The organism is Deinococcus betulae (assembly GCF_020166395.1).
Lineage (GTDB): Bacteria > Deinococcota > Deinococci > Deinococcales > Deinococcaceae > Deinococcus > Deinococcus betulae.
Genome location: NZ_JAIQXU010000004.1, coordinates 180,034 through 197,535, shown reverse-complemented (window position 1 = coordinate 197,535; position 17,502 = coordinate 180,034). Strand labels below are relative to the sequence as shown.

General features: G+C 64.4%; 14 protein-coding genes. 11 read left to right on the top strand and 3 right to left on the bottom strand.

The features are described from left to right. The first annotated feature begins 140 nt into the window (after nucleotides 1–140). The 4 genes from hpaE to hpaD are packed head-to-tail and all read left to right on the top strand — an operon-like array spanning nucleotide 141 to nucleotide 4,984. Nucleotides 141–1,700, top strand: a complete 1,560-nt coding sequence (gene hpaE, locus K7W42_RS05325) for a 5-carboxymethyl-2-hydroxymuconate semialdehyde dehydrogenase (protein ID WP_224572913.1) — start codon at nucleotides 141–143, stop codon at nucleotides 1,698–1,700. Next, nucleotides 1,697–2,509 (top strand): NAD-dependent epimerase/dehydratase family protein, encoded by an 813-nt coding sequence (locus K7W42_RS05320; protein ID WP_224572911.1) that lies wholly within the window; start codon nucleotides 1,697–1,699, stop codon nucleotides 2,507–2,509. Before hpaE ends, K7W42_RS05320 begins: the two co-directional genes overlap by 4 nt. A 5-nt stretch (nucleotides 2,510–2,514) precedes the next feature. Beyond that, a complete protein-coding gene (hpaB, locus tag K7W42_RS05315) occupies nucleotides 2,515–4,008 on the top strand; it encodes a 4-hydroxyphenylacetate 3-monooxygenase, oxygenase component (RefSeq protein WP_224572910.1) in 1,494 nt (497 codons plus the stop codon). Beyond that, nucleotides 4,001–4,984, top strand: a complete 984-nt coding sequence (hpaD, locus tag K7W42_RS05310) for a 3,4-dihydroxyphenylacetate 2,3-dioxygenase (protein WP_224572908.1) — start codon at nucleotides 4,001–4,003, stop codon at nucleotides 4,982–4,984. The genes hpaB and hpaD overlap by 8 nt, the downstream gene beginning before the upstream one ends. Before the next feature lie 74 nt (nucleotides 4,985–5,058). Here the strand turns inward: hpaD and K7W42_RS05305 are convergent, their stop codons facing one another. Further along, nucleotides 5,059–6,117 (bottom strand): hypothetical protein, encoded by a 1,059-nt coding sequence (locus tag K7W42_RS05305; protein WP_224572907.1) that lies wholly within the window; start codon nucleotides 6,115–6,117, stop codon nucleotides 5,059–5,061. Between the two features lie 80 nt (nucleotides 6,118–6,197). Here K7W42_RS05305 and hpaH point away from each other — a divergent pair, with 80 nt between their 5' ends. Together hpaH and hpaI are read left to right on the top strand one after the other, a co-directional pair. Then, nucleotides 6,198–7,046: a 2-oxo-hept-4-ene-1,7-dioate hydratase gene (hpaH, locus tag K7W42_RS05300; protein ID WP_224572906.1), complete on the top strand. Its 849-nt coding sequence runs from the start codon at nucleotides 6,198–6,200 to the stop codon at nucleotides 7,044–7,046. Continuing rightward, the gene (hpaI, locus tag K7W42_RS05295; protein ID WP_224572905.1) at nucleotides 7,039–7,800 is read left to right on the top strand and encodes a 4-hydroxy-2-oxoheptanedioate aldolase; all 762 of its coding nucleotides are present in this window, start codon (nucleotides 7,039–7,041) and stop codon (nucleotides 7,798–7,800) included. Before hpaH ends, hpaI begins: the two co-directional genes overlap by 8 nt. 406 nt (nucleotides 7,801–8,206) lie before the next feature. Here the strand turns inward: hpaI and K7W42_RS05290 are convergent, their stop codons facing one another. Together K7W42_RS05290 and K7W42_RS05285 are read right to left on the bottom strand one after the other, a co-directional pair. Further along, nucleotides 8,207–9,076: a hypothetical protein gene (locus K7W42_RS05290; protein WP_224572904.1), complete on the bottom strand. Its 870-nt coding sequence runs from the start codon at nucleotides 9,074–9,076 to the stop codon at nucleotides 8,207–8,209. 418 nt (nucleotides 9,077–9,494) lie between these two features. Further along, a complete protein-coding gene (locus tag K7W42_RS05285; protein WP_224572903.1) occupies nucleotides 9,495–10,742 on the bottom strand; it encodes a glycerate kinase type-2 family protein in 1,248 nt (415 codons plus the stop codon). Nucleotides 10,743–10,907: 165 nt separating this feature from the next. Between K7W42_RS05285 and K7W42_RS05280 the strand changes: the two genes are divergently transcribed. From K7W42_RS05280 to K7W42_RS05260, 5 genes are all read left to right on the top strand, one after another. Further along, nucleotides 10,908–12,647: an alkaline phosphatase gene (locus K7W42_RS05280; protein WP_224572902.1), complete on the top strand. Its 1,740-nt coding sequence runs from the start codon at nucleotides 10,908–10,910 to the stop codon at nucleotides 12,645–12,647. Nucleotides 12,648–12,760: 113 nt separating this feature from the next. Then, nucleotides 12,761–13,213 (top strand): hypothetical protein, encoded by a 453-nt coding sequence (locus K7W42_RS05275; RefSeq protein WP_157458473.1) that lies wholly within the window; start codon nucleotides 12,761–12,763, stop codon nucleotides 13,211–13,213. 7 nt (nucleotides 13,214–13,220) lie between these two features. Further along, a complete protein-coding gene (locus K7W42_RS05270; RefSeq protein WP_224572901.1) occupies nucleotides 13,221–13,883 on the top strand; it encodes an ABC transporter ATP-binding protein in 663 nt (220 codons plus the stop codon). Then, nucleotides 13,880–15,079: an FtsX-like permease family protein gene (locus tag K7W42_RS05265; protein ID WP_224572900.1), complete on the top strand. Its 1,200-nt coding sequence runs from the start codon at nucleotides 13,880–13,882 to the stop codon at nucleotides 15,077–15,079. Before K7W42_RS05270 ends, K7W42_RS05265 begins: the two co-directional genes overlap by 4 nt. Before the next feature lie 525 nt (nucleotides 15,080–15,604). Beyond that, on the top strand, nucleotides 15,605–17,494 hold the full coding sequence (locus K7W42_RS05260; protein WP_224572899.1) for a fibronectin type III domain-containing protein: 1,890 nt from the start codon (nucleotides 15,605–15,607) through the stop codon (nucleotides 17,492–17,494). Nucleotides 17,495–17,502 lie beyond the last annotated feature (8 nt).

Genomic DNA, 17,502 nt, shown 5'->3' with positions numbered 1-17,502 from the left:
GTGCCGCCTGTTTCGTGCCCTCAAACGGCACAGAACCGACAGGTCAACTCCGCGCCCTGAACCCATTTTCTCCCTCTCGCTCTGCTTGGCTGAACCCGTTTGTTCAAACGATTTCAGCGCAGAGCCTCTAAGGAGTCCAGATGACCCTTTCCGAAGCCACCCATCCCAACCACGACCTGGCCCGGCAGCTGCGGGACTCGCGCCTCTCGGGCGGGCTGCGGCACTTTATCGGTGGGCAGTGGGTGGAGGCCCAGAGCGGGCGCACCTTCGACGCTCACTCGCCGACCGACAACACGCGCCTGGTCACGGTGGCTGAGGGAGACGCCGCCGACATTGACCGCGCCGCCCGCGCCGCCCACGACGCCTTTCAGACCTGGAAGGAAGTGAGTGGGGCCGAGCGCCGCAAAATCCTGCACCGCATTGCAGACCTGATCGAGCAGCGTGCCCAGGAAATTGCCGTGCTGGAAAGCATGGACACCGGGCAGGCCATCCGCTTCATGAAGTCGGCGGCCACGCGCGGCGCCGAGAACTTCCGCTTCTACGCCGACCGCGCCCCGTCGGCACAGGACGGCCAGAGCCTGCCCGCACCCGGCTTTATCAACTACACCCTGCGCCAGCCGATTGGCCCAGTAGGCGTAATTACCCCGTGGAACACCCCGTTCATGCTGTCCACCTGGAAAATCGCCCCAGCGCTGGCCGCCGGCTGCACCGTGGTCCACAAGCCAGCCGAGTGGAGTCCGGTGACGGCGACCCTGCTGGCCGAAATCATGGACGAGGCGGGGCTGCCCAGCGGCGTGCATAACCTCGTCCACGGCTTCGGGGAGGGGGCAGGCAAGGCCCTGACCGAACACCCGCTGATTCAGGCGATTGCCTTTGTGGGGGAAACGACCACCGGCAGCCACATCATGCGGCAGGGCGCAGACACCCTGAAGCGCGTGCATTTTGAGCTGGGCGGCAAGAATCCGGTTGTGGTCTTCGATGACGCCGACCTCGACAAGGCCCTGGACGCTGTGGTGTTCATGATCTACAGCCTGAATGGTGAGCGCTGCACAAGCTCCAGCCGCGTCTTGATTCAGGAGGGGATTTACGACGAGTTCACCGCCCGCATTGCCGAGCGGGCGCGCAACATTCGCGTGGGCGACCCCCTGGACCCCGAAACCGAGATAGGCCCGCTGGTTCACCCGCGTCACTTTGACAAGGTGCTGTCGTACTTTGACACGGCTCAGCAGGAAGGCGCCACTATTGCGGCGGGCGGAAAGCGCCTGGGCGAAGCCGGAAACTACGTCTCCCCCACCCTCTTTACGGGCGCGCGCAACGAGATGAAAATTGCCCAGGAAGAGATTTTTGGGCCGGTCCTGACCGCCATTCCTTTTAGCGACGAGGCCGGAGCCCTGGCGCTGGCGAACGACGTACGTTACGGCCTGGCCGGTTACCTGTGGACCAATGACCTGACCCGCGCCCACCGCTTTGCTCAGGGCCTGCAGACGGGCATGGTGTGGGTGAACAGTGAAAACGTGCGTCACCTGCCCACGCCGTTCGGCGGCGTCAAGAACAGCGGCATCGGCCGGGACGGCGGCGACTATTCCTTCGAGTTCTACATGGAAACGAAGAATATTGCCGTCTCGCTGGGCACGCACAAGACGGCGCGGCTGGGCGTCGGCAAGGCGCCGACCATCACCAAAGAGGAGGCGGACGCTTGACCACCATCCTGATCACCGGCGCGGCGGGAGAGGTCGGCACGGCCCTGCGTGAGCAGCTGCGCGATTTCCTGCCGGCGGGAGACTACACCCTGCGCCTCTCGGATCACCGCGACCTCGGCGAAGCCGGGGCAGGCGAGGAGCTGGCCCCTGCCGACCTGACCGACTTTGACGCGGTGCTGAAGGCCATGCAGGGTGTGGACGCCGTGATTCATCTGGGCGGTATTGCCAACGAACACTCTTACGAGCGTATCCGTGACGTGAACGTGGACGGCACCTATCACGTGCTGGAAGCGGCGCGGCAGGCCGGCGTGCGGCGGGTCGCCTTTGCCTCCAGCATTCATACGGTGGGCTTTTACCCCCGCGAGCCGATTGGGCCAGAGGTGCCCGTGCGGCCCGACACCTTCTATGGCGTCAGCAAGGTGTTTGGTGAAGCGCTGGGCCGCATGTATTTCGACCGCTACAACCTGGAATTTGTGAGTGTACGCATCTGCTCGTTTCAGGCGCAGCCGAAAGATGCCCGGCACCTGTCCACCTGGCTCTCGCCGCGTGACGCCGCGCAGCTGTTTGCCCGCGCCGTGACCGCGCCGGACGCAGGCTTCCTGGTGGTGGCAGGCATCAGCGGCAATGCGCGGCGCTGGATGACCCCTGAAGGCTGGGACGTGCTGGGCTACGCACCGCAGGACGACGCCGAAGCCTACGTGGCAGAAGTCGAGCACCTTCACGGCGACCCCAGCGACATCACCGAGCAGCGCCAGGGCGGCATTTTCGTGGACTCACACTACACCGGCCTGGCCGGAAAGGAAGGCTAACACGTATGGGCGCCATCACTGGCCAGCAGTTTCTGGACCGTCTGCGGCACAACCCGCCGACCCTTTACATTGACGGGGCGCGGGTCACCGACCCCACCACCCACCCCGCCACCCGCAACATGGCCCACAGCCTGGCTGGCCTGTACGACCTGCAGCACCAGCCGCAGTGGCGCGACCTGCTCACCTTTGAGGAGAGCGGGCAGCGCTACGCGACCTCCTTTATGGTGCCGCGCACCAAAGAGGACCTGGCCAGGATTGGCGAGGCGCACCGCGTCCGTGCCAACTACGCCCTGGGCTTCCTGGGCCGCGCACCAGACTACATGAATGCCAACGTCATGGCCGCCGGCACCAGCGCTGAGTATTTCAGTGCGTGCAGCGCCAGCGTGGCGGGCGATGAGAAGCGGGACTTTGCCGCCAACATGCGCCGCTACTTCGAATTTGTGCGTGACAACGACCTGTGCCTGACGCACGCGCTGACCAACCCGCAGGTCAACCGCGCCAAGCAGGCCAGCGAGATGCCCGACCCCTACATCGCGCTGGGCGTGGTGGAAGAAACCGAGGAAGGCGTCATCGTGCGCGGCGCCCGCATGATGGCCACCCTGCCGATTGCCGACGAGATTCTGGTGTTTCCCTCCACCGTGCTGAAGGAAAACGCCGACAAGAGCCGCTACGCGATGGGCTTCGCGCTGCCCTGCAACGCGCCGGGCCTGTCGTTCCAGTGCCGCGAGCCGTTTGATATCGGCCGTGACCCCGAAGACCACCCGCTGGGCAGCCGCTTTGACGAGCAGGACGCCTTTGTGATTTTCGACGATGTGCTGGTGCCCTGGGAGCGCGTGTTCCTGCTGTACGACGTGGAACTGGCCAACAAGGCCTACGCCGGTACCGACGCCGTGCTGCACATGGCCTATCAGGTCGTGAACCTGAAAGTGGCCAAGACGGAAGCCTTCCTGGGCACTGCGCAGGCCATCGTGAACGCGATTGGCTCCGGGCAATTTCAGCACGTGCAGAGCAAGGTCGCAGAAATCATCGTGATACTGGAAATTATGAAAGCCCTGGAGGTCGCCGCTGTGGCGGGTGCCCAGCCCAACGCCAACGGCGTGATGACCCCGGCCCGCGGTCCACTGGACGCCGCGCGCAACTACTACCCGGCCGTGTATGCCCGCCTACCCGAACTGCTGCAACTGCTGGGCGCCAGCGGCATCATCATGATGCCGAGCAAGGCCGACCGCGAGGGGCCACTGGGCCCGCAAATTCAGAAGTACCTGCAAGCCGGGGCCGCCAGCGCCGACGAGCGCCTGAAGCTCTTCCGCCTCGCCTGGGACATGTCCATGAGTTCTTTCGGCGGACGCCAGAGCCTCTACGAGAAGTTCTTCTTCGGTGACCCCGTGCGGATGCACTCGGCCCTGTACGAGGTGTACAACAAGCAGCCCTATGTCGAGCGGATTCAGGCGTTTCTGAATCAGGCCGCTCAGCCCGAGGGGGTGGCCGCTGATGACTGATCTCTCCCCTATCCGTCCGAACGTGATCCGGATTGCCCACGCCGTCCTGACCGTGAAAAACCTGGAGGCCAGCCGCGAATTCTACGTGGACCTGCTCGGCATGCACGTACTGCACGAGGAAGCCGGCGCCCTCTACCTGCGGGGGGTAGAGGACCGCGAGTGGACGCTGAAGCTGGTCCAGGAAGATCACGCCCGCGTCCGGCACCTGGCCTACCGCGTGGGCGGCAAGGCCGACCTGGACGCCCTGGTGGCCCTGGCCGAGCGAGAAGGCCTGCAGTGGCGCTGGGAAGAGGAATTGGACCGCCCGCGCCTGCTGCGGATGCAAGACCCCTTTGGCATCCCAGTGGCCTTCTACCACCAGAGCACCAAGCACCCGTGGCGGCTACAGGACTACCACCTGCACCGGGGGCCGGGCCTGCAACGCGTGGACCACGTGAACGTGATGGTGCCCGATGTCGAGCGCACCATGCGCTGGTACATCGACACCCTGGGCTTCCGTCTCTCCGAATACACCGTGGACGAGCAGGAACGTTACTGGGCCGCCTGGATTCAGCGCCGGGGCGGAGTGCACGACCTGGCCCTGACCAACGGCGCCGGGCCGAGGCTACACCACTGGGCCTACTGGATGCCCGACATCACGGCCATCATCCGCACCTGCGACATTCTGGCCGGGGCGCGTCAGCCCGAGCGCATTGAACGGGGGCCCGGCCGGCACGGCGTCTCCAACGCCTTTTTCCTGTACATCCGCGACCCGGACGGCCACCGCATTGAGCTGTACACGAGTGACTACATCACCGTGGACCCAGACTTTGAACCTATCCGCTGGCTACGCGACGATCCCCGCCGCCAGACCCTGTGGGGCGCCAAGACCCCCCGCAGCTGGTTCGAGGAAGCGTCTGACCTGGAAGCCTTTGACGGCGGCGTGGTGACAGCCAAAGACGGCGACCTGACAGGAATCCCGGTTCACGTTATCTGAGGATGTGGACTGGGCGCGGCGAGACGGACACCAGGGGCAAGCTTGCCTCTGGTGTCCGTCTCGCCCGCTGCCTGTTATTTCGGCTTCAGGAGGACGGTCCTGACCGCCTTCTGGCCTGTCTGGGTGGCCTGGGCCAACACCCAGCCCTGCTCGTTCAGGGCCAGCACCACCTGAAGGGTCCAGCCGTCCACGCGAATGGGCCGGTAGGTGCGGGTGACGTGGGTGTAGATGAACTGGTCGTTCAGGTAGCCCACGAGCGCCTGCCCCTTTTCGTTCAGGTCCTGCGGAAACACCGCGTCGGTGCCGGCCGGGCGCGCCACCTGGCTGGGCTGCTTATCGGCTTTGGGCCAGAGGTACAGGCTGGCGCCATCGCCGGCCACGTCTTCGCCCAGAATCAGGCCCGCGTCATTGATGAATTTGGGCTGCCACTGCTGCTGATTGACACTGTAGGTGCCTTCAGATCGCTGAAGATGCGTGTCAGCCACAAATTGCCCGGCACGGTTGATGTCGTTCACACCTTCAAAGTTGCCTTCCAGCACCTCGCCCGTTGCCGGCTGCCACAGGTAACTCTGGCCCGTGTTCAGGTCGCTGGCCACGGCGCTCAGGTCTGGCGCGCAATTCTGAATGAAAATGTCAGTGTTGGGAAAGGTGATGGGCGTAAAGCGGCCGCCGCTGTAGAGCAGCGCCGCCTGCTCCGAAAAGGTATTCATGACGATGCGCCCATCGTCGGCCAGGCAGGAGCGGCCCACCGAAGAAGCCAGTTCGCCCGTTTTGAAGCCTCTGGGCAGTGTCAGCGCTTTTGGCGTTCCGCCTGTCCACAGGTGCAGTACGTCGCTGTCATTGGCGCGGGCCTCGGCCCCCTTGTGCGCCACGAACAGCACCTGCCCTTTGTTGTTCAGAGCCAGGGCAAAAGCGTGCTGAAACCCGGCAGGCAGCGGCACCGCCTGCACGCTAAAGGTGGCCCCCGTCCCTGGCGTGGTGGTCGCCTTGACACTCTGGGCGCGCGGGGTGGGCGCCGGGGCACTCTGGGCCTGCCCAAAGCCCACTGCTCCACCCAGCAGGGCAGCACTGACCACGGCCAGCAGGAGACGGGCGGGCGACCCAGGACGGATTCGGCGCAGTTCAGAAGGCATACCACCAGTTTAGAAAGGGGGCAGGACACTTGGCAGGACAGTTCCCCGGCCCCTCTTCCCTTCTCACCACAAGGACCTTCATGACCCAGGATCACCGTAGTATTCCCGACGACCAGTTGACAACCCTCGCCGCCCAGCTTGAAGAGGCGGAAGCCAGCGGCGCGCCCCTCTCGCCTTTCAGTGAGCGTTTTCCTGGCATGACCATTGCCGACGCCTACGCCGTACAGCGGGCCTGGGTCGCGCAGAAGGTGGTGGGTGGGCGGCGCGTGACCGGCCACAAGATTGGCCTGACCTCGCGCGCCATGCAGATGGCCTCGCAAATTACCGAGCCGGATTACGGCGCGCTGCTGGACGACATGTTTTTTGAACCCAATGGCGACATTCCCCTGTCGCGGTTTGTGGCCCCGAAGGTGGAGGTCGAACTGGCTTTCCTCCTGAAAGCCGACCTGCAAGGCCCGCAAGTCACCGTGTTTGATGTCCTGCGGGCCACCGAGTACGTAACCCCTGCCGCCGAGATTATTGACGCCCGCATTGAGCGGATCAGCCGGGCCACCGGTAAGCCGCGCCGGGTGACCGACACCATCAGCGACAACGCCGCCAACGCGGGGGTGATTGTGGGGGGCCGCGCCGTAAAACCAGACGACCTGGACCTGCGCTGGGCGGCGGCGCTGTGTATCCGCAACGGGGTGATTGAAGAAACGGGGGTGGCTGCGGGCGTGCTGGGTCATCCGGCGGCCGGCATCGCCTGGCTGGCCAGCCGCCTGGCCCCCCACGGCGAGGGCCTGAAAGCCGGAGAACTGGTGCTGGCCGGTTCCTTTACCCGTCCGGTCGACATTGCCAGAGGGGACGTCTTTACCTTCGACTACGGGCCGCTGGGCACCTTCTCCTGCCGCTTTGCGGGTGAGGCGCGCGGAGTGGCCTGTGGCTGAGAATCTCTTCAAAGCGGCCCTGAAACGCGGTGAGCCCCTGATCGGCCTGTGGCTGGCGCTGGCTGATCCCTACAGCGCCGAATTATGCGCGGGCGCAGGGTTCGACTGGCTGCTTGTGGACGGCGAACACGCGCCCAATGACGTGCGGTCCACTCTGGCCGCGCTACAGGCCATAGCCCCCTACCCTGTTCAGACGCTGGTGCGCCCGCCCGTCGGCAGCGCTGTGCTGATTAAGCAGTTGCTGGACATCGGCGCGCATACCCTGCTGATTCCGATGGTGGAGACCGCCGAGCAGGCGCGTGATTTGGTGGCCGCCACCCGCTATGCCCCACGGGGTGTGCGGGGGGTAGGTGCCGCACTGGCGCGGGCCAGCGGCTTTGGCCGTGACGCAGCGTATTTGCAGGCGGCAGACGAGCAGGTGTGCCTGCTGCTACAGGTGGAATCGGTCGCGGGATTGGCCGCTCTGGACGAGATCGCGGCGGTGGACGGGGTGGACGGGGTCTTTATCGGCCCCGCCGACCTGGCCGCCAGCATGGGGGTGCTGGGCCAGCCGGGCCACCCGGATGTTCAGGAGGCCATTCGTGATGCGGCGCGCCGGATTCGCGCTGCGGGCAAGGCGGCCGGCATTCTGTCCACTGATGAGGCGGTGGCCCGCACCTACCTGGAATGGGGCTATTCGTTCGTGGCTGTGGGCACCGATGTCACGCTGCTGTCCCGCGCCACGACAGCACTTGCAGCACGTTTTAAGAGCTGAAAAAAAGTTGCTCGTCACGTGACGAGCAACTTCAAAAATGATGCCGAGAGACCGTGTGGAACGGTGTCGTCCCTAAGTTAAATTTCCTCATAGCGACAGCTATGCTACCGCCACGCCTCACCAAATACGTTCAACGAAAGGGCAGACCGATGCGAAAATTGGTCTGCCCTTCGACTGTCATGGGTTCGGGTATGAAACGCGTTGAACGTACCTGGGTGTCTCTATGAATACGCTGACACTCTTCGCAGAATCCCAGGAAATATCGGCTATGACACGCCCTGAAGCAGTTTGGCTTCTGAACGCACCGCTCTGAACATCACCCCCCACAAGCATCTACTTTCCTTATCCTGTCTGGCCAAGACAGGCAAGCGGAAGGTACATCCCAGCTTCACTTCACCTCATTGGCTCATTTGAGCACAATGTCGAGTTCCATCAGGATGCCGTATTTAGCAGAGTTCTGAAAAGTAGCGGTCACTGAAGGCGCGTAGTGCCCTTTGTTGCTGTCGTAGGTCGATTTCACAAGCATAGGCCGTTTCTGCCCGGTGGAGCTGATCTGCCGGGCCGTCAGGGTATACGTCCCCACCGGGATGTCCTCGCGCGTGTAATCGTCTCCCAAGCGCCAGGTCACTGCCTGACCGACACTACCGTCCAGCAGCGGTCCAACTGGTGTCAGTGTCAGCTCTACATCGTTGGTGTCGTAGTCCACACCGGCCCAATCCGGATGAATCCAGACGGTGCCGCCCAGAGGTCTTTCTTCCGATACGCCCGTCAGACGCCAGGTGAAATTGCGAATAGCCCCCTGATCTCCAGAAAAGGCGGCGGCGTTGTCGGCATACAGGCGGCTTTCCCAGATTCCGCCGCCGTAGGGGCGCTGAACATAGGCCCCCGCTCGCCAGGTGCCGACTTCACGCGGCAGCTCAAGACGGTAGCGGCCCTGCGCGTCGGTGGTGGCCAGCGCATTCATATTGTGGTACAGCGTGTTGTCGGCGAAGACCTTGACCCCGGCCAGTGGCTGCCCCGCACTGTTCTTCACGACACCTGTCATGACGTAAGGGGTAGGCCGAGCGCTGACAACAGCGGAAACCCGCTGCAACTTCATAGGGTCAGACTGCCCACCCAGCACCGATGTGCCCACCAGCTGTCCATTCTTGAGCGTCAGGACCACATTGGCTTTGCCCGCTGCTCGCTGAACACTAAACAGGAGGCTGCCCTTAACCGCGTCCCAGCGGCCCTGCACAGGATAAGTTTGCCCACCAATCACGAATGTTCCTGACACTTGCCCCCCCGTCACTTTGAACGTGGCCGCTATATCAATCCAGTCCAGCTTGCCCGTCCAGTCGCCACTTGGAGTGCTTGGTTGAGTGGCGAGCGACGGTGCTGAGGTAGTGCGAAGGGCGGAAGAAGTCTGTGCCGACATGAGGCCACTGGTCAGCACGGCGAGAGACAGAACGAAAGGGCGCAGAGAGGACATAGGGGTCTCCTAGAAGTGAGGCTCTGACACGAAACAGATAGACGGACAGCAGGGAGCCCAACGTGCGGCAATTGCCTTCATCAACCCGGAGGCCGAGGCAGCAACACCGTCTAAAGGCAATGTAAGAAAGGCAGGATGATGGGCCGATGGTGATCAGACTGAGCCTGGCCCTTCAACCTGCTGGCCTCTGACTCATTCCCCCACTCACCGCAATGGGACGACTTTAGACCGGTTCCACCAGCAAGACGCGCAAGTCGTTGAGATTCTGTCCAGTCGGGCCGGGGACCAGCAGGTCGCCCAGCGCAGCAAAGAAACTGCCCGAGTCGTTGGCTGCCAAGGCACCCGGCGCGTCCAGGCCCAGCGTGGCGGCACGGCGTAGGGTGTCCGGGGTCAGCAGGGCACCCGCCCCACCGCTGGTGCCGTCCACCCCGTCCGAGCCCGCTGAGAGGCCATATACACCATGATCGTCGCCCAGCGCCAGAGCCAGCGCCAACGCAAATTCGGTGTTGCGGCCACCGCGTCCAGCACCCCGGACGGTCACGGTGGCCTCGCCACCAGAAATGAGGGCCACTGGTACTCCTTCGGCCTGGGCGCGGCGCACTTCGGCAGCGTGCCAGACCGCCAGGTCACGCGCTTCACCCGTGAAGGTCTCACCCAGGATGACGGCCCGTATCCCTTTCGACTCCAGAGCAGCCTGCGCGGCCCGCAGGAGGGTCCCGTTCCCACCAATCACCGTGCTGTGGGCATTGAGCAAAACACTTGGCGTCTCTTCATGCAGACCCTGCGCGCCCGCCCGCAGATAGGGTCTGACCTCCGGGGCAGGCACTGCAAACCGGTCCAGCACGGCCAGAGCGTCCGCATATGTCGTGGGGTCAGGGACCGCCGGCCCGCTGGCAATGGTCGCGGGATCATCACCTACGACATCACTGAGCAGCAGAGCGCGCACGCGGGCGCGGGTGCCAGCTGCCAATCGGCCGCCCTTCACGTCGGATAGGTGCCGCCGCACCGTGTTCAGGGCCTGAATATCGGCGCCGGCCCGCATCAACTCGGTGCAGACTGCGGCCTTCTGGGCCAGGGTCACCCCTCGCGGCGCACACAGCAGGGCGCTGGCACCCCCAGAGAAGAGGGCCAGCACTTCCTGGTCAGCAGTCAGCGCCCCCAGCCGGACCTGGGCCAGCCGCGCCGCCGCGACACTGCGTGCGTCTGGGAGGGGATGCGCGGCCCGGCGCACCTCGACCTGCGGCAGAAACGCCGGCAAAGGCGCGCCATCTGGCAGCACGAGCAGCCCCGGAACGGCGGGAAAAGCCTCCTGCGCAGCCCGCATCATCGGCGCCGCCGCCTTGCCCACCGCGAGGATGAAGTCAGGTGTCCGGCCAGAGAGGTATGGGCCTAACAGCAAGTCCGGCGCCGTGGCGGCCAGTGCGGCGTGATACGTCTCGCTGAGCAGATGGGACAGGGGAGAAGCGGACATGCCACGCACAGCATAAAAGGCCGAGTCGACGTAGGACCAGGAAGCAGCTGGCCTCTCGCGGTGACACGCAAACCGTTCACGGTGGGAGAAAAGGAATCAGCCGACCTCGAGCTCAGGTCATCTGGACTGATACCTGGATGACAATGATGAGTCCGAATACAGGTCATGAAATATCTTTTGGGTCTTGCCCTTCTGGCCAGCAGTGTGGCTTCGGCCGCCAATCTCAGCATCTATCCATATGACGGCGCCAAATTCGTTCCCGGCCAGCGCTTTGACCTGCGCATTGAGGCAGAGAACGTGCAGGAGCTTAAGGACGCGGCGGTCACCCTGGATGGCCGCCCCGTCGAGGGCCTGGTGCGCACCACCAGCAAGCCCACCAGCGCCGAATGGACGCTGCGCAGCCAGAGTCTGCCGACCGGCCTGCACGAACTGAAGGTCCGCTACACCGATGCCAACGGTGAGGTCACCAAAACTGCCCGCTGGTACGTGGTGCCGGCTGTGGCCCCCCGTGCCAAGAACGTCATCCTGTTCATCGGGGATGGCCTGGGCTGGAACACCGTGAACGCGGCGCGCCTGGTCGCCCATCCCTACAACCCGGCCAATGGCAACGCCACGGGCCAGCTCGCCATGATGAGTGGCCTGAGCGGCATGGCCACCGTCACCACCAGCTCCTATGACAGCGCGATGGCCGACAGCGCCAACACGGCCAGCAGCATTGCCACCGGCCAGAAGATTCAGGTCAACGCCCTGAACGTTTACCCCGACAACACTGCTGACTCGCTGGACAACCCGCGCGTGGAAACTATTACCGCCCTGGTCAAGCGCAGCATGGGCAAGAGCGTTGGCATCGTGTCGAGCGCCTTCGGGGTAGACGCCACGCCCGCCGCCTTCGCCTCTTACACCCGGCGGCGCGGGGACTACCAGGCCATCGCCGATCAGTATTTCAAGGGCGACGTGCAGCCCGATGTGCTGCTGATTGGCGGCAGCCGCGACTTCATTCCCAGCACGGCGCCCGGCAGCCGCCGCAAGGACGCCACTGACTGGATTACCGACAGCCAGAAACAGGGCTACACCTTTGTCAGTAGCCGCACCGAGCTGAACGCCGCTGGCGGCAACAAGCTGTTTGGCCTCTTTAACATCGACAACATTCCCAGCTATCTGGACCGCGCGCAGTACCAGACGCCTGAGGCGCTGGGGGACTTTAAAGACATGCCGTACCTGTGGGACAGCACGAAGAAAGCCGTCGAGACCCTGGAAAAGAACCCCAACGGCTTTTTCCTGATGGTCGAGGCCGGCATGGTGGATAAGTACGAGCATCCTCTGGACTGGCAGCGCGCTATCTGGGACGTGCTGGAGCTGGACAAGGCCGTCGAGTGGGCCAAGACGTACGCCAAGAGCCACCCCGATACCCTGGTGCTGGTCACGGCTGACCACGCCCATTCCCTCAGCGTCTACGGCACCTACGACGCTGCCAAGGGACCCGGCAAGCGCGAGGCCGTTGGGGTCTACGAAGCAGCTGGCTTTCCCACCTACGGCGACAAGCGCGATGCCAATGGACTGCCCCTACCCGAAACCAGCCGGACCTACGCGGTGGGCTTTGCGGCGGTGCCCGACTACTGTGAAACCTACCTGGGCCGCCGGGTGTTTCTCGACCCCACCGTCAGCAACGGCCAGACCGGCGCAGCAGCTGGTTTCCTGCCCAACCCCAAACTGTGCCAGGAAGGCGCCGTGACCCGCACCGGCAACCTGCCACCCAGCGCCAACCAGGGCGTTCACACGGCCGACCCCCTGCCTCTCTTCGCCTTCGGACCCGGCTCCGAGAACTTCTTTGGGATGATGGACCAGACAGACCTCTTCTTTTCCATGGCCCGCGCCCTGGGCTTGGACGCCACCCGCACCCGCTGACCCAGGTGGCGCAGCCTACACTTGGCCGCGCCCGACACGCATCTGACGTGCCCCTGATTCAGCCGTGCTGAATTGAGGGGCAACGTCCGTTCTTTCTGCTTCGAGGTGACCTTTTGAACCGCCGTACTTTTGTCCGCCTGCTGGGGGCCGTGCCTGTGCTGCTGTGGGCCCCCGGCGCTGGGGCGCGCTCGGGTGTCCCGCTGCTGAAATTCAGTGAACTGTATGGCCGCGTGACCGTACGCGGCGCGGAATACAGCGACAAACTCAAGGGCCTCCAGGGCCAGAAGGTGCAGATGAGCGGCTATATGGCGCCGCCCCTCAAGCCCAGGCTCGATTTTTTCGTGCTGACCAAACAGCCCATGAGCACCTGCCCGTTTTGCACCACCGCCGCCGACTGGCCCGCCGATATCGTGCTGGTCATCATGCCCAGAGGGCGAGAACTGGAGCCGACGACCAGGGGACTCCAGATCACGGGCCGGCTGGACATCGGGGTCAAGAAAGACGAGGACACCGGTTTCGTCAGCCTCGTGCGCCTGTACGCCGATGGCGTCACCACCAGCGGATGACGGCGCTGTGATAGACCAGCCCCAGGCCCTGACAGTCAGTGGTCTCTGCGTTCAGCACGGCCGTGAGGTGACGCTGCGTTACCCCGACCTGCACCTGCCGGCTGGCGCCCAGTTGGCCGTCACTGGCCCCAGTGGGACAGGCAAAACCACCCTGCTGCATGTACTGGCCGGCCTGCTGACGCCCCTGTCGGGGCAGGTCCAGCACGGCAACTTTGACCTGACGCGCGCGTCTGCGCCGCGCCGCGACCAGTTTCGGCGGCGCGCCGTGGGCTACGTCTTTCAGGATTTTCACCTCATGCCCGGCCTGACCGCCCAGGAGAATGTGGAACTTGGGGTGCGAGTTACCGGCCTGAAGCGGCCAGGGGCGCTGGCCGAACAGGCGCTCAGCCAACTGGGGCTGGGCCACAGACGACACCACCGCCCCCATCAGCTGTCGACAGGCGAGCGGCAGCGGGTGGCCCTGGCGCGCGCCGTGGCGCACCGGCCGGGCCTGCTGCTGGCCGATGAACCCACCGCCCACCTTGACCGGGACCGGGCCTCCAGCGCCGCCTCATTGCTGCTGGGCACAGCGGCCGAGCTGGGCGCCACTTTAATTCTAGTCACCCACGACCCCCAGGTGGCGGCGCTGCTGCCGGGGCACCTTGACCTGACCCAGGTGGACGGCACATGAACCTGGCCCTGTGGACGGTGCTGCGCAGTGTGCGCGCCCGCTGGGGGGCGCTGGTCATCACCGTTCTGGCCGTGGCGCTGGCCACCGCCACCGCGCTGGTGGTGCCCTTAGTCACGCGCCAGGTCGAACGCGGGGCGCAGGACGCGGCCCAGGTCTTCGACCTCCTCGTGGCGGCGCCCGGCAGCAGCACCCAGGCGGTCATGAGCAGCCTCTTTTACCTGGAGGCCCCGACCGGCAACATGCCAGAGCGGGTCTACACGGCCCTGCGCGACGCCCCCGGCACCAGGCGCGCAGTGCCGATTGCCCTGGGGGACACCTACCAGGGCTTTCCCATCGTGGGCACCTCGGCCGCCTTTTTTGACCAGCGCAAACGGCCGGCCGACCCACCCTATTTCAGGCTCACTCAGGGCACCCTGTTTGCGAAAGAGCATGACGCCGTGCTGGGCGCCCGCGCCGCCCGCGAGGCGGGTCTGCGCGTCGGTGACACGTTCACCGGCACACACGGTCTGACCGGGCCCGAGGAGGCAGAAGCGCATGACGAGGCCCATGACGAACCGTATACAGTCACGGGCATCCTGGCCCCCACAGGTGGGCCCGTGGACCGAGCGGTGCTGACCCCCATAGAGACGGTCTGGGAAGTCCACGGAGCAGCCTCCAGCGAACGAGAGGTCACCGCCGTGCTGTACGCCGCAGAGCAGCTGTCCGGCATCTACGTGACGGCGCAGCGTATCAATGCCGGGCAGGACGCGATGGCGGTTTTCCCGGGGCAGGTGTTTGCTCAGGCGCGCGACGTGCTGGTTCAGGGCCAGGCAGCCTACGCGGCGCTGGCCCTGCTGGTGCTGGGCATTGCGGCCCTGACCGTCTGGCTCAGCGTGTACACATCTGGCGTGGAACGTCAGCGCACGGTGGCGCTGCTGCGGGTGCTGGGCACGGGGCGGCGCGTGGTCTTCCTGCTGGTGCTGTTTGAAACTGGGTTAACGGTCCTGCTGGGGGTGGGATTAGGCATCGGGCTGGCCCTCATCCTCAGCCTGACGGGCGGGCAGGTGCTGGGCACCCACCTGGGCTTCACGCTGGCGCCGCCACAGCTGACCTGGCCCCTGGTGTTGCGGGTCTTGCTGCTGCTTCCTTTTGGCCTTGCCGCCGCACTGCCCCCAGCAGTGCTGGCCACACGGTTATCCCCACTAAAACTCCTTTAAGGGGTGTGAGGTTCAGCGCTGTCAAGAAGACATAACCACACCGCCTGCCAATCAGAGCAGGCGGTGTGCGCTTGAACGCGAGCTGACTTAACAAGAGCCTGGGAGAGAGGAGAAGCCAGTCTGGCACGGGTTAAAGAATGTGCCTCGCCGGCAAGTTCGATTTGCAGAGGCATCTTGTGGCGTTTCAGTGTCATAGGTAGAAGCAAGGCAGCCTGCTCCGCTGATTGAGCCGATGCATCTTGGCTGAAAAGAAGAAAGCCTATTAGTAATTCAGAGTAACTAACTAAAAATAGAAGATCTCTCTGATACCGCGCTCATTCCTCTGCAACAAACTCATTTCACAAGCCCTTTCCTGTGGCCTCAAGGCTTGACAGGGAAGAAAAGATTGAGCATGATGACCAACGTTAGAAACAATTACTAACTGGGCATGGGCTGGCCTGTGCCTCCGGTCCCTGGATGGGTCAGAGGCGGCGCTCCTGTGTGTCGCCAGCGGCCCTGAGCCTCTGTCTGCTGCACAGGAGGGTTATGTCCCGTCTGCCTACTGCTTTACGTCTGCTGAGCGCCACCCTGCTCCTCTCGGCCTGCTCGCAGGCGCCTCAGGGCCAGGTGCCCGAACCGTCCGCCCCCGCCGCACTTCAGGCGCAGGCTGTCACTGGCAAATTTACTGGCAACGGCATCATGGTGGTGTCTGGCCAGACCACCGACGGCATCACCAATTACAGCCAGACCTATCCCGGCAAATACGCAGGGGTGACCCTGTATGTCAATCCGGCCCTCCAAACTTCTGGCTTCACGGGGGGCAGCACGCCTGCGTGGTACGCCTCCGGGTACGGCAACCAGGACCTAACCGTCGCCAAAAACAACACGAATGCCCAGCAGGCGCTGGCCGTCGGCATCTGGATGGGGCAGGCCTACGACACGGACATTGCCAAGGCCATTGACCCCAGCAAGCCGTGGCAGGGCAACATTCAGAACAGCATTGACGGCGCCCCCGTGGGCACGCAGCTGCTGCAAAACATGCGCAGCATCATCACTGACCTGAAGAACAGCGGCCGCCCGGTCTTCGTACGCTTAGGCTACGAGGCGGAAGGTCCCTGGAACGGCTACTGGCCCGACGCCTACAAGACCGTCTGGAGCTGGTTCAAGGCCGAGATTGGGCGGCAGGGCGCCAGCAACATCGCCCTGGTGTGGCAGCTGGCCGCGTGGTGCGACGGCGGCGTGCTGGCTGGCAGTCAGCCCATCAGCCCCACGGGCAGCAACAGCAACGGGCAGGGACCAGTGGGGGGCAACCTGGCTGCCTACTACGACCAGTGGTGGCCCGGCAGCAACAACGTGGACTGGACGGGCATCTCTGTCTTTGATCAGAACCAGACGTGCAGCAACGGCCTGACCGCTGTGCAGAACGTCGTGAATTATCTCAAGGGCAAGGGCAAGCCCATCATGATTGCCGAATCCACTCCGCGCGGTTACACCCTGGCCGCCGATGGTCAGGTGAAATTTGAGCAGGTGGGCCGCCCCACCCGCACTGGGCTGACCGGGCAGACCGTGTGGAACGAGTGGTACGCTCCCTTCTTCAACTTCATTGAGGCCAACAGCAACGATATCCGCGCGGTGGCCTACATCAACGACGACTGGGAAGCGTATAGCCACTGGCAGTGCAGCCTTAGTCCGTCAGGGGCCATTCAGGGCGGCTGCGCCGAGGGCGAGTGGGGCAACAGCCGTCTGGGGGTCAACACCACTGTGCGCAACAACTGGCTGAGCCGCATCAACAACGGTCAGTACCAGTTTGTGGTGGGCAGCGGCACCGGGGGCGGCGGAGGTGGTGGGGGAGACACGGCGGCGCCCACGACCCCCGGCACCCTCAGCAGCCCAGCCAAGACCAGTTCGTCGGTCAACCTGACCTGGGGCGCCTCCACCGACAACGTCGGCGTGGCCCGCTACGAAATTCACGTCAACAATGCCCTGGCTGGCACCAGCACGGGCACCAGCTTTACAGCCACGGGCCTGAGCGCCAGCACCGCGTACAGCTTCAAGGTGCGCGCAGTGGACGCCGCTGGCAACGCCTCGGCCTTCAACGCGCCCATCAGCGTGACGACCAGCGCGGCCAGCGGCTCGGTGGCCATTCCCGGCACCGTAACCACTTCGGCAGGCAGCATTGCCAGCGGCACCACCTGCAGTTTCGCCGTGAACGCCACCCAGAACGCCAAGTACAAGTTCCTGGTGACCTCTAACAGCTCTCAGAACAGCCAGCTCATAACGGTGTCCTTTAACGGCGAGACCGTGCAGCAGGCCATCGACGCCGGGCGCACCAACACGGTGTACTTCCAGGGTGTGACCAGCGGCAACAAGACGCTCAGCATCCGGGCCGACAGCGGCGCCGTCAGCATCGGTCGCGTGGACGCCCAGACGTGGTAAAGGCGGCC